The sequence below is a fragment of the Chitinophaga sp. 05T412 genome (assembly GCF_056396465.1).
In genome coordinates this window covers 649296-665647 of sequence record NZ_JBFTLN010000001.1, presented here as the reverse complement: position 1 = coordinate 665647, position 16352 = coordinate 649296, and the positions used below count along the sequence as shown (strand labels likewise).

11 protein-coding genes are annotated in these 16352 nt (G+C 45.1%); all 11 read left to right on the top strand.

Features of this window, described 5'->3' with window-relative positions; genetic code table 11:
* Positions 1-42: 42 nt before the first annotated feature.
* Positions 43-1173 (top strand): tRNA guanosine(34) transglycosylase Tgt, encoded by a 1131-nt coding sequence (tgt, locus tag AC1DFM_RS02490; protein WP_477075149.1) that lies wholly within the window; start codon positions 43-45, stop codon positions 1171-1173.
* A 38-nt stretch (positions 1174-1211) separates the two neighbouring features.
* The gene (locus tag AC1DFM_RS02485; protein ID WP_477075148.1) at positions 1212-2294 is read left to right on the top strand and encodes an LptF/LptG family permease; all 1083 of its coding nucleotides are present in this window, start codon (positions 1212-1214) and stop codon (positions 2292-2294) included.
* 366 nt (positions 2295-2660) lie between these two features.
* A complete protein-coding gene (locus AC1DFM_RS02480) occupies positions 2661-3986 on the top strand; it encodes a citrate (Si)-synthase, eukaryotic (protein ID WP_477075147.1) in 1326 nt (441 codons plus the stop codon).
* A 58-nt stretch (positions 3987-4044) separates the two neighbouring features.
* Positions 4045-6186 carry an ATP-dependent DNA helicase RecG gene (recG, locus tag AC1DFM_RS02475; RefSeq protein WP_477075335.1) on the top strand — a complete coding sequence of 714 codons (2142 nt, stop codon included), beginning with the start codon at positions 4045-4047 and terminating at the stop codon, positions 6184-6186.
* A 193-nt stretch (positions 6187-6379) separates the two neighbouring features.
* The gene (locus AC1DFM_RS02470) at positions 6380-10060 is read left to right on the top strand and encodes a DUF7948 domain-containing protein (RefSeq protein ID WP_477075146.1); all 3681 of its coding nucleotides are present in this window, start codon (positions 6380-6382) and stop codon (positions 10058-10060) included.
* A gap of 6 nt (positions 10061-10066) precedes the next feature.
* Positions 10067-11089 (top strand): PorP/SprF family type IX secretion system membrane protein, encoded by a 1023-nt coding sequence (locus AC1DFM_RS02465; RefSeq protein WP_477075145.1) that lies wholly within the window; start codon positions 10067-10069, stop codon positions 11087-11089.
* Positions 11090-11136: 47 nt separating this feature from the next.
* Positions 11137-12546, top strand: a complete 1410-nt coding sequence (locus tag AC1DFM_RS02460; protein WP_477075144.1) for an FAD-binding oxidoreductase — start codon at positions 11137-11139, stop codon at positions 12544-12546.
* A 41-nt stretch (positions 12547-12587) separates the two neighbouring features.
* Positions 12588-13169, top strand: coding sequence for a hypothetical protein (locus tag AC1DFM_RS02455; RefSeq protein WP_477075143.1), 582 nt, complete (start codon positions 12588-12590; stop codon positions 13167-13169).
* Between the two features lie 178 nt (positions 13170-13347).
* Positions 13348-14025, top strand: coding sequence for a phosphonatase-like hydrolase (locus AC1DFM_RS02450; protein WP_477075142.1), 678 nt, complete (start codon positions 13348-13350; stop codon positions 14023-14025).
* Between the two features lie 21 nt (positions 14026-14046).
* On the top strand, positions 14047-15180 hold the full coding sequence (locus AC1DFM_RS02445) for a TIGR03364 family FAD-dependent oxidoreductase (protein WP_477075141.1): 1134 nt from the start codon (positions 14047-14049) through the stop codon (positions 15178-15180).
* Positions 15181-15597: 417 nt separating this feature from the next.
* A complete protein-coding gene (locus AC1DFM_RS02440; RefSeq protein ID WP_477075140.1) occupies positions 15598-16296 on the top strand; it encodes an LOG family protein in 699 nt (232 codons plus the stop codon).
* Positions 16297-16352: the final 56 nt, after the last annotated feature.

The window sequence follows — 16352 nt, the reverse complement described above, 5'->3', positions numbered from 1 at the left end:
TTGCCGGTTTCTGCTTATCTTCGCGCCTCAAATACAACAGGAGTGAATTTTGAACTGATAACTACAGACAGTGGCAGCAATGCCAGAGCAGGAAAAGTTACAACTGCTCACGGAGAAATTGAAACGCCCATCTTTATGCCGGTTGGTACCGTGGGTAGTGTAAAAGCTGTTACACAGGAACAATTGAAAGAGGCGGTGCAGGCACAGATTATCCTGGGCAATACCTATCACTTATATTTAAGACCCGGCCTCGAGGTATTATCCGCAGCTGGTGGATTGCATAAATTCAATGGTTGGGATCGTCCTATTTTAACGGATAGTGGCGGATACCAGGTATTTTCCCTGGCAGCCAACCGCAAAATTAAAGAAGAAGGGGTTGTTTTCCAGTCACATATAGATGGTTCCCGCCATCTTTTCACTCCTGAAAATGTGATGGATATTCAGCGTACTATCGGCGCCGATATTATCATGGCGTTTGATGAGTGCCCGCCATACCCATCTGATTATCGCTATGCGCGCAAATCGATGGAGCTTACCCACCGCTGGCTGGACCGTTGTATTCAGCGCTTAGCAGATACACAACCTGCCTACGGTCACGAACAAACGTTGTTTCCGATTGTACAGGGTAGTACCTATAAGGATCTCCGTAAGGCGTCTGCTGAATTCATTGCTTCCCGCAACTGCGCCGGTAACGCCATTGGTGGCCTCAGCGTAGGAGAGCCGGAACAGGAGATGTACGACATGTGTGGACTGGTATGCGAAGTGCTACCTGCCGATAAGCCCCGCTACCTCATGGGTGTGGGTACACCATGGAATATCCTGGAAAACATTGCGCTGGGTGTAGATATGTTCGACTGCGTAATGCCAACCCGTAACGGTCGTAATGGTATGTTGTTCACCTGGAACGGGGTAATAAACATCCGTAATAAGAAATGGGCCACCGACTTTGAACCAATAGATAAGAATAGCCCCTGCTTCGCTACCAGTCAATACTCCAGGGCTTACCTGCGTCATTTGTTTGTAGCCGGAGAAATATTAGGCATGACATTGGCCAGTATCCACAACCTGGCATTTTACCTGGAATTGGTACAGGAAGCCCGTAAACAAATACTGGCAGGTACTTTTTCCACCTGGAAAACCAGTATGGTAAATCAGTTGAAAACACGCCTGTAAAAGTTCGGACTATAAAATAAACTAATATCTTTGGGGTCATGATGACTAAAATTGACTGGTACATTTTACGCAAGCTCATAGGTACTTTCATTTATTCCCTGATGATATTCCTATTGATTTCTGTGGTGATAGACACCACAGAAAAGGTGGATGATTTCATGAAGAATCATCTGTCGCTGCATGAAATTATAGTAGATTATTACTTTGGTTTTATTCCGCATATCCTGGCTTTACTATTTCCATTATTCATCTTCTTATCCGTTATATTCTTTACTTCCAAGATGGCGTATCGCTCAGAGATCATCGCCATTTTGGCGTCGGGCGTGAGTTTTCGCCGGTTCCTCCGTCCTTACTGGATGGGAGCGTTCCTGTTTGGCGGTATTCTGTGGTTCGCCAACTATTGGGTGGTACCCAATGCAAACCGCATCCGTACCGGCTTTGAGAACAAGTATCTCCATAGCCATGACGATGAAAAGTCGCAGTACAACCGTACTACCCGTATAGATAGCTTTACTTATGTGACTTTCGGTACCTATGATCCCAATTATCAGAGTGGGAGCAATTTTACCCTGGCTTACATTGACAAGCAAAAGATGTCTTTCAAAATGAAGGCGGACCGTATCAGCTGGGATTCTACCCAAAAGAAATGGCGGCTGGACTATGTGAGCATGCGTACCATGGATGGGTTGAAGGAGCATTGGAGCAGTAAGCAGGATACGATGTTGAAGCTGGCGTTGGTGCCGAAAGACCTGGTAGATGAAAAGAATTTGCAGGAAGCCATGACTACGCCTGCTTTGAGAAGATATATACAGCGGGAAAGTATTCGTGGAGCGGAAGGGCTCAATACCTACTGGGTGGAGTATTATCGCAGAACGGCAGCGGCTTTTGCGGTGGTGGTACTGACGTTGATTGGAGGTATTATTGCCGCCAAGAAAGTAAGAGGAGGGAGCGGTTTGCACCTGGCACTGGGGATTGTGATCAGCGCCAGCTATATTATATTCCTGCAGTTTGCGACGGTATTTTCCGTGAAGGCCGATCTGAATCCTTTGCTGGCGGTATGGATACCCAATTTCATATTCGGGGGACTGGCATTTTATTTATATCGCCGGGCGCCGAAATGAGGCAGAAATCAAGAAATTTCGAAAGCGGTATCCTGTAATGGATACCGCTTTTTTTATGCTTGTCAGGTCGAATTATTTGCTGCCGGAAACTCATTTTTCGAAGATTTTTCTTTCAAAATTTTCAATTCATTCTGAAAAATTTACATTTCTTTAACGTCTGTACAAATAGTAATTATTTATATTATTTAGTGCGATGATAATAAGCTAATTGCATAGCTCTGCTGCGATCTTGTTGCCGTGTGTTTTCACTGGGAGATCGTTGTTAATTTGGCATTAAATACCATGAAATGGTGGTAACTTCGTTAACAAATCATTACTTTTGACTATTGATCGATTTTGTTTTCATTAATATACAATAGCAGTAAAATGGGGTACATAAAAGAGAAATTCAAGGTTAAAGCAGATGAACTTAACATTGAAGTAAAAGACCTGGTAAAGAATCACGGCACTAAAAAAATTGAAGATGTTACATTGGCGCAGGTTTATCAGGGTATGCGTGGTATTACCGGCCTGGTAACCGAAACGTCTCTGTTAGACGCCAATGAAGGGATTCGTTTTCGTGGATATTCTATTCCTGAATTGAGAGATCATTTGCCTAAAGCGCCAGGTGGTGCGGAACCGCTGCCGGAAGGTTTATTTTACCTGATGCTGATTGGTGAATTGCCAACAGAAGCAGATGTACAGTATCTGTCCAGCATGTGGGGCCGTCGTTCTCATGTACCCAACCATGTATTTGATGCTATTGAAGCATTGCCTATTACCGCTCACCCGATGACTATGTTCAACGTAGGTATTATGGCACTGCAAACCGAATCTTCTTTTGCCCATGCATATGCAGAAGGCATGAACAAGAAAGATTACTGGAGCTATACTTATGAGGACACCATGAACCTCATTGCCCGTTTGCCACGTATTGCAGCGTATGTATATCGCCGTAAATATAAAGGCGGACAGCATATTCAGCCTAATGGCATGCTGGACTGGGCAGGTAACTTCGCACACATGCTGGGTTACTCCGACGAAGGATTCAAAGAACTGATGCGTCTTTATATGGTGATTCACGCTGACCACGAAGGTGGTAACGTGAGCGCACACACGACTCACCTGGTAGGTTCTGCACTGAGCGACGCCTATCTGTCTTTCGCCGCTGGTATGAATGGTCTGGCAGGTCCGTTGCACGGTCTGGCTAACCAGGAAGTAATCAAATGGATTCTGCAGATGCGCGAAGAACTGGGTGGTGGTACACCAACCAAAGAACAGATCGAAGCATATGTACGCAAAACATTGTCTGAAGGTAAAGTAGTACCAGGTTACGGTCACGCCGTACTGCGTAAAACTGATCCCCGCTTTACCGCACAGATGGAGTTTGCTAAAAAACATCTCCCGAACGATGAATTGGTGAAAATTGTGTGGATGGTATACGAAGCTGTACCACCAATTCTGCAGGACCTGGGTAAAGTGAAAAACCCATGGCCTAACGTAGACGCACACTCTGGTGCTTTACTGGTACACTACGGTCTCGTGGAATATGAATTCTACACTGTATTGTTCGGTGTTTCCCGTGCACTGGGTGTATTGGCTTCCCTTTGCTGGGACAGAGCATTAGGCCTTTCCCTGGAAAGACCAAAATCTGTTACTACCGAGTGGATGAAGCAGTTCGTGGAAGGTAAAGTGGATGCTATAGCCGAATAGTTATAATTGTTTTTTATTAAAAAAGGCAAGTGGTGAATTTTTACCATTTGCCTTTTTTATTTTTGTCTTTCATAAAAAGAAAATCGCTATCTCTACTTTTACTGCCATATTATCCAATCCGATAGAATACCTGAAGGGCGTTGGTCCACAGAAAGGAGAATTGTTACGCAAAGAAATCAAGATATATACCTTCGGTGACCTGTTGCAATATTTCCCTTTCCGTTATGTAGATCGTACCCGGATAGATAAAATCGCTTCTCTCAGCGGTTATGAAGATTTTGTACAAATCCGCGGCAAAATCATCAATATGGTGGTGATGGGAGAAAACAGGTCGAAAAGATTGGTGGCTACTTTCAAAGATGAAACCGGCACCATTGACCTGGTATGGTTTCAAGGCTGGCAGTGGATGCAGAAATCATTGCGCGAAAATGTAGGCTACCTGGTATTTGGCCGTATCTCTGTATTTAACGGGGTAACCCAGTTGGCACATCCGGAACTGGATTTGCTTACAGAAGAAATTGCTACCGGCAAACAATTCCTGGAACCGGTATATTATACCACCGAAAAATTAAAAGCCCGCGGACTAACGGCAAAGGCTATAGGAAAATTAACAAAGAACTTACTGGAGCAATTATCTCCCCTGGAAATCAGGGAGAATATTCCATTGGAAGTATTACAGCAGTATCGCCTCATGCCGCGGTCTATGGCGTATTTCAAGATACATCAGCCAGCAAATGAGGATGACGCCAAACTGGCCCAACGCCGCCTGAAATTTGAGGAACTGTTTATTGCACAAATACGCATATGCCGGCTAAAACTGAAAAGACATAAGCAGTCGCATGGCTATGTGTTTGGCGCCGTAGGCGAATCCTTTAATGAATTCTACAATCACCATCTCCCATTCTCTTTAACAGGAGCACAAAAAAGAGTGCTGAAGGAAATCAGGACAGATACCGTACACGGACGTCAGATGAACCGCTTATTGCAGGGAGATGTGGGCAGCGGTAAAACCATGGTAGCATTGCTGTCTATGTTGCTCGCCAAAGACAATGGCTTTCAGGCCTGTTTGATGGCGCCAACTGAAATCCTCTCGCAGCAGCACTATAAAGGCATCGCAGAACTGTTGGAGAAAATGGACGTAAAAGTGGCCCTGCTTACCGGCAGTATTAAAGGAAAGGCCCGGCGCAAAATTCTGGAAGAAGCCTTGGAGGGTTCCATCGATATTCTGGTAGGTACACATGCGCTATTGGAAAAAGAAGTACAGTTTAAAAACCTGGGTATGGCCATTGTGGATGAACAACACCGTTTCGGTGTGGCACAACGGGCACGGCTATGGGAAAAGAACAATATACCACCACATATCCTGGTCATGACGGCAACGCCTATACCAAGAACGCTGGCGATGACTATCTACGGCGATCTGGATGTATCCGTTATTGACGAAATGCCACCAGGACGTAAACCGATTACTACCGTACATCGTACTGAATATCAGCGTCCGCAGGTAATGGATTTTATTAAGGAAGAAGTTAGAAAGGGACGGCAGGCCTATATCGTTTATCCGTTGATAGAAGATTCGGAAAAGCTGGACTATGAAAACCTGATGAAAGGATATGAAGAAGTGAAAGCTTTCTTCCCGGAACCGCAGTTCTACATCAGTATGGTGCATGGCCGGCAGCCGGCAGAACAGCGGCAAACCAATATGCAACGTTTCGTTTCCGGCGACACCCATATCATGGTGGCTACCACCGTTATTGAAGTAGGCGTGAACGTGCCCAATGCTTCCGTGATGGTGATAGAAAGTACTGAGCGCTTTGGCTTATCGCAACTGCACCAGTTACGCGGTAGGGTAGGCCGCGGGGCAGAGCAGTCGTTTTGTATCCTTATGACGGGCAATAAACTCAGTCAGGATTCCAAAGAGCGCATTAATGTGATGGTACAAACCAATGATGGTTTTATTATTTCTGAGAAAGACATGGAGCTCAGAGGTCCCGGCGATATTGAAGGTACCCGGCAAAGCGGGGTGCTGGACTTTAAACTGGCCGATATTATTGCAGATAAACCCATCCTGGATGCCGCCCGGGCCAGTGCGGAAAAGATACTGGAAGAAGACACGGATTTATTGTTGCCTGAGAATCAGGCACTAAAAGAATTCCTGGCAGCCCAACGAAGTAAATCTATCTGGAGTAAAATTTCCTGAGGATTTTAACGTTTATTAATTGATGAGTTGATAAGTAAATTACTTCTGACGCCGGAATGTCACCTTATTTCCCATTTAACCTATTTTCCCCGCATCAGAAGTTTTGTGTTTCTCCTGACCGTAACAATTTGACAGGCTTCTGCGTTTATAATGGTATATTAGTTATTCAGTATAAAAAATAAATCTAATCCCGTTGAAATTTACCTTCCCGATTGGCCTTATTGGATGGATGATTTGCTTTTTCTTACCAGGACGTAACGCCCAGGCACAACAGCATTATGCCAATTACACTCCGCTGAATTTTATTGAAAACAAAGGACAGTGGGACAAAGACGTGATTTATAAAACGGACCTGGATGGGGCCTCTGTTTTCCTGCGGAAAACAGGTTTTACTTTCCTGCTATTAAATAAGCAGGATATGTACGCGCTGGCAGAAGCAGCCCACGGGCATGCCGGCAATCAACAACATGATAGCATTGTGCCGAGGTCGCGTAAGGGCGTTGATGCCAGCGCCTTACCTTCCCATCCCAACCCAGGGAATGGTGGTGAAACTTCACCGCCGAGGCCCGGAGGTCGCATACCGGAGGTAAGAGGACATGCTTACAATGTTAACTTCCTGAATACTGCTGCCGGCGTGCAGATGGCGCCTGAAAAAGAACAGGAAGAATACGCCAATTACCTCATCGGTAATGACCGCAGCAAATGGGCTTCTAATGTGAAAACATTCCAGGGCGTGAACTATAACGGCCTCTATGCCGGAATAGATGCGCACGTGTACTCCGAAGCATCGCAGCTGAAATACGACCTGATTGTACATCCCGGCGCCAATCCCAATGATATTCAACTGGAATATGAAGGCGCCACCGGCATAGAATTGAAGAAAGGACAACTCTATGTGCATACTTCCGTGGGAGATGCCATAGAGCAATTACCCTATGCTTATCAGTATATTAATAATCAGCGTGTAGCCGTAAAGGTATCTTATAAACTAACAGGTAGCAAAGTAGCTTTTAAAGTATCCGGAGAATATGATCCTGCCTATACGCTGGTAATAGATCCGATATATGTTTTTTCCACGGTATCCGGCTCCCGCGCAGATAACTGGGGCTTTACCGCCACCTATGACGAAGCCGGTAATTTTTACGGCGGTGGGATAGTTTTTCAAAATGGGTACCCGGTAACGCCAGGCGCAGTGCAGGACGTTTTTCGTGGCGGAAAATTTGATATTGGTATTTCTAAGTTTAATCCGAATGGTACTAAGCTGATATACGCTACTTATGTAGGTGGAGGTGGTCTGGAACAGCCACATAGTTTATTTGTAGATCAACAAGGCAATCTGGTGATCTCCGGCAGAACTACCTCTCCCGATTATCCCAGCACGAAGGTGATTGGTACCAGGGGAGGATGGGACATTGCTGTTACTAAACTGAATGCTACCGGCACAGGTATCATTGGCTCCCTGATTATCGCGGGTAGTGCGAATGATGGGGTAAATATGGACGACCGGCGTGACAGAGGAAACTATATATTACTGCGTAACTATGGGGATGATGCCCGTAGTGAGGTGGTGATAGACAATGCAGGATATATTTATATCGCCAGCTGTACTAACTCCGGTGACTTCCCGGTGACTCCTGGTGTTTTCCAGGGAAAATTTGCCGGGGTACAAGATGGGGTAGTAATGAAAATCAACCCCATGTGTGGCGATCTGATATGGGCCAGTTATTTGGGAGGAGCTAACGCTGATGCGGCTTATGTAATTGCATTGAATGGACTCAATAGCCTCTATGTAGCCGGTGGAACAGCCAGTAGCGATTTCCCTATGAAAGGAAAAGGAGTGTATCCAAATTACCGGGGAGGCGAATGTGATGGCTTTATTGCACACATTAGCAATGATGGTAAAACGATCATTGAAAGCACCTACCTGGGCTCTGATAACGCTGCTGCCGATCAGGTATACGGTATTCAACTGGATAAAAACGGATTTGTTTATGTAATGGGTACCACCGAAGGTAACTGGCCCATAAGGCTTACTCCCGGCTACTACAATGATAATAGCTTCCAGTTTATCAGCAAGCTGAAACCTGACCTTTCTGATTTTGTATATTCAACCACTTTTGGTCGTGGTAAAAATATGATCAATACCCCTAATATTTCCCCCACGGCGTTTCTTGTAGACCGGTGCGAAAATGTATATGTGTCGGGCTGGGGCGGTGGTATTAATATTCAACTGCACTATCCTAACTCAGGTACCACCGGATTACGTACCACACCAGATGCATTACAACGTACTACGGATGGTATGGACTTTTATTTCTTTGTATTGAAACGGGATGCGACCTCACAACTCTATGGTAGCTTCTTTGGTGGTAACGGTTTGTACGAACACGTGGATGGCGGTACCAGTCGCTTCGACCGGAACGGAATCATTTATCAGGGCATCTGTGCCTGGTGTAGCGTGGGTGGTCCCTTCAAACCCAGGTATCCAACTACCCCGGGCGCCTACTCCAGTACACAACCAGACGGATGTAACTTTGGCGCGTTGAAAATTGCCTTTAACCTCGATGGTATAAAAGCAGGTATAAAAACCCTGGACCGCCGCGTGAACTATTGCGCGCCGGATACAATTACTTTTGTAGATACCACCTATGTTATTGGTAAAACATATGAATGGAATTTTGGCGATGGCACCACCATAACAGGTGGCCCTGAGTTAAATCCGGTGAAGCATCCTTATACCAAAATAGGTTATTACAAGGTACGGCTGGTAAAGAGTGATCCCAACAGTTGTAATGTGTCTGATACGGCGTATATCACGGTTAAAGTGGGAAATAATAAAGCTGATTTCAACTTTGATGCGAAAAGACAGGACCCCTGCGACAGCTTGAAATACTTATTTACCAATACGTCAGTAACGCCCGCCAACCAATTCAGGGACAGCTCCTTTATCATGGACTATGGAGATGGTACCCCTCCGTTCTATACGGGATTAGACACCTTCCCGCTGATCCACTACTACAAGGCGGCAGGCATTTATAATGCCTCCCTGACCCTGATAGATACTGTTTTCTGCAATGCCCCGCAAACACAAACAAAGTCACTGCGTGTAGCCATTAACGTAGTTGCGGCATTTACACTGCCGGATACTGTTTGCGTTGGTACGGAGGTACAGATGGATAATACCACGCTGGGTGGTGAATCTTTTCAATGGACCTTTGAGGATGATGGTTCTACTTCTACAGATCCTTATCCGACACATATTTTCAAGAAATCCGGCAGATACAAGGTTTCCCTGCTGGTACTGGACCCGAATACCTGTAATAAGAAAGACAGTATATCCAAATATGTGCTGGTGGCAGATCCGCCGGTAGCAGATTTTGAATATTCACCAATAAAACCCATAGAGAATACTCCGGTAACGTTTGTGAATACTTCTTCCGCAGACGCTGTACATTATCTCTGGAACTTCGGAGATGGAGATACTACTGCGGTACGTTCGCCAACCCATCAATACCTGAGAACAGGTACCTATAACGTGTGTTTAACTACGTATAACCGGGAAGGTTGTTCTTCCAGTATCTGTAAAGAGGTATCTACTATTGTGGTGCCATTGTTCGACGTGCCGAATGCTTTTGCGCCTACCGGAAAGAACAATATATTTTACGTGAAAGCTTTTGGCGCTGTTAAATTCAATCTTAAAATATTTAATCGCTGGGGACAATTGGTGTTTGAAAGTTCCGATCCGCAGATCGGCTGGGATGGTAAGTTTAAAGGAAATCTTCAGCCTATGGATGCTTACGCTTATATCGTAAATATGGAGTTTACAGACGGCACAAAAGGCAGTAGATCAGGAAGTGTAACCTTGTTAAGATGATGAGCCATGAATCAGATTGTTAAATTATCAACATGCCTGGCAGTATTGTTAATGGTTGCAATAGAAGGTTATTCACAAGACCTTCACTTTTCGCAATTCTTCAATTCGCCATTGACAACTAACCCCGCCAATACCGGTTTTATTCCTGATGGAAATTACCGCATTGGTCTTAACTACCGCGATCAGTGGACCAGTGTTCCTGTGCCTTATAAAACGATGTCGGCCTATGGTGATTTTCAATTATTCCGCGATCGGCTGGAATATGGTTGGGTAGGTATCGGCGGCGTGATACTCCGGGATGTGGCAGGCGCCGGGAATTTAACATCTACCAAAGGATATGCTTCTATTGCTTATCATCAGTTACTGGGACAAAGTAGTTTGTTGTCATTAGGCTTTAATGCTGGTTCTGCCGGCAAAAGGGTAGATGTAACAAAACTCATTTTCAGCGATCAGTGGAATGGAAAATTCTTTGATTCGCAGATCCCTACCGGCGAGCCTATTACCCAGAGCAGTGTGAACTATTTCGACTTACAGGCAGGGATGAATTACGCTTATTTCCCTACAGAAAATATTTATGTGAATGTGGGCTTTTCTGTGCAGCATATCAATACCCCCAGAGAAACCTTTTTTGATGGGAATAATGTGATCCCTCGCCGCTACATCGGATTTCTGAATGCGAGTATCAAAATGAGTGATAAGGTCATCCTGAATCCGGCTGCGTACTATGCCACACAGGTGGGCGCCCGGGAATTAATGCTGGGGGGCAATGCGGCCTATAATCTCTCCGGCGACGGTGTACAGCAGCTCTATGGCGGATTATACTATCGGGCTAATGATGCCGCAATTTTCCTGGTAGGTTATCAACTGAATAACATTAAGCTGATGTTTAACTACGATATCACTACTTCCAGTTTGTCGTCAGCGAATAATCGCCGGGGCGCCTATGAGCTGGGTATTGTATATTCCGGTTTATATTTTAACCGTACTTTCAGCAATGCCAGAAGATCTACGATCTGTCCTTCTTTTTAATCGCCCGGAAATTACCACCTAACCGGCATTATGATTATTTTTGTTTCATGACAACGTTTAATAAAGTAACTGCCGCTCACGTAGCGGCATTGCGGGAAATAGCCGGTGTGCAATATGTATTGGTAGACGAGGAAAGTATGAGTCGTTATGCCCAGGATGAAACCGAAGATCTGCATTATTTACCGGAAGTGGTGGTCAAACCTGATACCACAGAGCAAGTAAGCCGTATTATGCGCTTATGCAACCAGGAATTGCTGCCCGTAACACCCCGTGGAGGCGGTACCGGTCTTAGCGGTGGCGCTTTGGCGCAATTTGGAGGCGTACTGATTTCTATGGAACGCTTTAACCGCATTACCCAGATCGACGAAAGAAACTTGCAGGTCACTACTGAGCCAGGTGTAATTACCGAAGAGTTGCAAAATGCCGTGAAGGAAAAGGGATTATTTTATCCGCCCGATCCCAGCAGCCGTGGTACCTGTTTCATTGGTGGAAACATCGCTGAAAATTCTGGTGGTCCTAAAGCCGTGAAATATGGGGTGGTAAAGGATTATGTACTCAACCTGGAAATGGTGTTGCCGAATGGGGAAATTATCTGGACGGGTGCGAACGTATTGAAAAATGCGACTGGCTACAATCTTACGCAGTTGGTAGTGGGGAGTGAAGGAACTTTGGGCATTGTTACCCAAATAGTACTACGACTGATTCCATTGCCTAAAAATGATTTGTTAATGCTGGTGCCTTTCCGCTCTGCTGAAAGCGCCTGCGCAGCAGTAAGCGCTATTTTCCGTGCGGGGTATACCCCGTCGGCGATGGAGTTTATGGAAAGAGATGCGTTAGAATGGGTAACTCAATACGTACAAAGCGGCGCTATTAAAATTGACGACGACATACAGGCACATTTGCTGATAGAAGTAGATGGTAACTACCCGGAAGTGTTGATGCAGGAAATGGAGGGAATTGCAGGGGTGGTAGAAAATTTTGATATCGGAGAAATATTGTTTGCAGAAGATGCCCAACAGAAAGATGAATTGTGGAAACTGCGCCGTCGTGTGGCGGAGGCGGTAAAGGCCAATTCTGTATACAAAGAAGAAGATACGGTAGTGCCCCGCGCTGAGTTACCGGTGTTGCTGAAAGGGGTGAAGGACATCGGCCGGAAGTATGGTTTCCATTCTGTATGCTATGGTCATGCCGGCGACGGTAATTTGCACGTAAACATCATCCGGGGTACACTGACGGAAGATCAGTGGAACGGTACCCTCACGGAAGGAATACGCGAAATTTTTGAGCTGGTGAAACAATTGGGTGGTACCATCTCCGGTGAGCATGGTATTGGTTTGGTACAGAAAAATTACATGGATATTATTTTTGATCAGACTTCTATGCAGCTGATGAAGCAAATAAAACAGATCTTTGATCCGAAGAATATTTTGAACCGTGGGAAAATTTTCGATTGTTAAACTTTTTTCCCGGTATTTAGTTTAACTAAATAAATCTACGCATGAAACATTTATTGGTATGTTTTTTCTTCCTGGCTACCGTGCAAATGGCACAGGCCCAGTATTATAAAACAGATACGCTTACGCATAAAGGATTTGACCGTTCCAAGCTGATATTGGGAGGCTCTGTGGGATTGGTGTTTGGAGACTATACCAATGTAGATGTTTCTCCCATGGTAGGTTATCGTTTCACCGAGTACATTGCCGCAGGCGTGAATGTGAATGCACAATATGGCCAATTCACTTCCCGCTATAATGGTAACATTGCGCAGCGTGATAAATACACCATTTTCGGCGGAGGCGTGTGGGGCCGTGTATACCCATTACCAATGCTGTTTGTGCATATCCAGCCAGAGTATAACTTTATCTCACAAAATTCTACTGTTTACAATACGAATGACCAGAAACAAACATTCAAAAGCAACTATGGTGTACCCAGTTTGTTAGTAGGTGCTGGTTATACGCAAGGTGTGGGTGGCAGAGTAGGTATCGGCATTTCCATTTTGTATGATGTAATACAGGATAACCGTTCCCCTTATAACAATGGCCTGGTATACAGGGCAGGTGTTGGTTTGGGTTTCTAAAACATTTTTCAGAAAGACATATTACTGGCGGCCGGATCATTTGTACAACAGATGATCCGGCTTTCTTTTTGGGCACGGGTTTCCCTCGGGTAATATTAACCGCATGTTAAATGTTTATAAATGCTAAACTTTATTTTACATAGTACATATCTTTGCGGATATTAATAATTCAGGAAAGATGGGAATAGCATTAGTTGTTTTTGACATCGCGGGTACTACCCTGCATGATGAGTCCAATGTGGCTAAAGTATTACAGCAAACCATTTCACTGGCGGGAGTTTCCGTAACAGTGGAGGAAGTAAATGAAGTAATGGGATATGCCAAGCCATATGCCATCCGTTACCTGTTGCAGCAGAAACAGGATAGCCGTTACAGTGATGAGGCCTTTATCAGCCAGCTACATGAGCGTTTTGTAGCTGATATGAAAGCGCATTATGCCACCAATCCGGCGGTACGCGAAAAAGAAGGCGTATCAGCAGTATTTGCTACGTTAAAAGCAAAGGGCATTAAAGTGGCGCTGGATACAGGCTTTGATCGTGCCATTACTAATGTTATCCTGGAAAGGGTAGGCTGGCAGAAGAATGGATTAATTGATGCCGTTGCTACCAGCGATGAAGTGCCTTATGGCCGTCCTTATCCTTATATGATTTACCGTATAATGGAAGAACTGGAAATACGCAGCATCCAATCAGTGGCTAAAACCGGAGATACCATTTCCGACCTGGAAGAAGGTGCCAATGCGGGGTGTCGTTATGTGATTGGTGTTACTACCGGTGCGTATACACGTGAAGAGTTGGAAAAAGGTCCACATACCCACCTGGTGGCCAGTTTAGACGAGCTGTTGACTATTTTTTAATATTGAAGACTTTATCATAAGATGCAACAACAACAGGCAGATGCAGCGGTCATAGGTGCCGGCATAGTAGGTTTAGCCACGGCTTATCACCTGGCAGCCCAGGGAAAGAAAGTAGTTTTATTTGAGAGAAATAGTAAAGCCATCAGTGCGTCTATCCGCAACTTTGGCCTGGTATGGCCTGTCGGTCAAACTGCTGGAAAGATGTATCAGCGGGCGATGCGGAGCCGTGCTACCTGGAAAGAACTGGCGGCGGCCACCGGCCTGCAATGTCAGGAAACCGGGTCTATACACCTCGCATATGAAAATGATGAACTGGCGGTATTGGAGGAATTTGCGCAGGCAGCGCCAGGCAACGGTTACGACTGTGCGTTGGTGACGTCCTCTCAAATCGGGAAATACACACAAGCCATCAAAACGGAGGGGTTGAAAGGTGCCTTATGGAGCCCTACTGAAATGACGGTGAACCCACGTCAGGCAAGTGCTGCCATTGCAAAGCACCTGACCGAAAAAATGAACGTAACGATTCGTTTCGGCACTGCGGTAAATGGTATCAGTATGCCTTACATTGAAACCCGCGAGGAAAAATGGAAAGTGGAAGAGGTGTTTGTATGTAGTGGCGCCGACTTTGAAACGCTTTACCCTGCTGAGTTTGCGGCTGCTCCTTTGAAAAAGTGTAAACTGCAGATGATGCGCACCATCCCGCAGCCTGGTAACTGGCAGCTGGGACCTGCGCTGTGCGCCGGATTAACATTGGCCCACTATTCATCATTTGATAGCTGCAAAACATTGGTGCCGCTGAAAGAACGCTTCGCGGCAGAGATGCCGGAATACGTGAAGTGGGGTATCCACTTGCTCATCTCCCAGAATGGAGCAGGAGAGCTGACCATCGGAGATTCCCATGAATATGGTCCGGATTTCGAACCATTTGATAAAGCCTTTATCAATGACCTGATCCTGAAATATATGCATACCTTCCTGGAGGCGCCTACCTATACTATACAGGAGCAGTGGCATGGGATTTATCCTAAACTCACCAATGGTCAAACTGACCTCGTGTTTTCACCGGAGAAAAATGTCACTATTGTAAATGGATTGGGCGGAGCCGGTATGACTTTATCGTTCGGTTTGGCGCAGGAAGTAATAGGCGTTTTATAGTCGATAGCTGTCAATAAAATGCAGCAAAAAGCAGCACACCCTTTTCCACGGCCCTGCTGAATAGCAATCGATTTCTACTTTGCGTAATCTGGATAAATTTAAATTAGGTTATTGGGCAAATAATTGATAAATTAAATTCAGATTAAGCGTTATGAGAACACCTGTTGAATAAAACGATAGTAACATTCGAATCATTTTCAACAATATTTACTGCCAGCATTAGCAACGTTTCTGCAGCGATGTTTTTTAAACATCGCTGCACGTTCATAACGTGTTAAATGTAAAGCAGGTTTCTTTATAGTTACCTGCTTTTTTTGTTTATAATGCGGTGTGCGTAAGCTAATTATTACATAAATTACATTGTTCTGTCTGCATGCAGATGGAAAGTGATTTACGATATAAATAAAAAGCAATCGCATGAACAGTAGTATAAAGAATTTGAAAGAAAGGGACTGGACGGAGACAAGAGCGCATTCCAGCTGGCAGATATTCAAGATTATGGCGGAGTTTGTTGAAGGCTTTGAGAAGTTGGCAAAAATAGGTCCCTGTATTTCCATATTTGGTTCGGCCCGTACTAAACCGGGTAACCGCTATTACGACCTGGCCCAGGAAATAGCCACCAAACTGGCAGAAGAAGGATTTGGTATTATTACCGGTGGCGGCCCCGGCGTAATGGAAGCCGCTAATAAAGGTGCGCAGGCAGCTCACGGAAAATCAGTAGGTGCTAACATTTCACTGCCACATGAGCAACATCCCAATGTGTTTATCGATCCTGAAAATAGCCTGAACTTCGATTATTTCTTTGTTCGCAAAGTCATGTTCACCAAATATTCCCAGGGCTTCGTGATGATGCCGGGTGGTTTTGGTACCATGGATGAATTCTTCGAAGTGGCTACCCTGATCCAAACCCGTAAAATGGAGGAAACCCCTATGGTACTGGTAGGACGTGAGTACTGGAGCGGCCTCCTGGAATGGATTCGCACCGTTATGATGGAGAAAGAAAGTAATATCAACCCACAGGATCTCGATCTCCTCCAATTATTTGATACCGCCGACGAAGTAGTGGAATACTTCCGCGTATTCTATACCACCAATAAATTACGGCCAAACTTCTAGTAAGCAGAAAGCGAAAAGCCGAAGGCAAAAAGCTATTATGGCGAGTGATTTTTGCG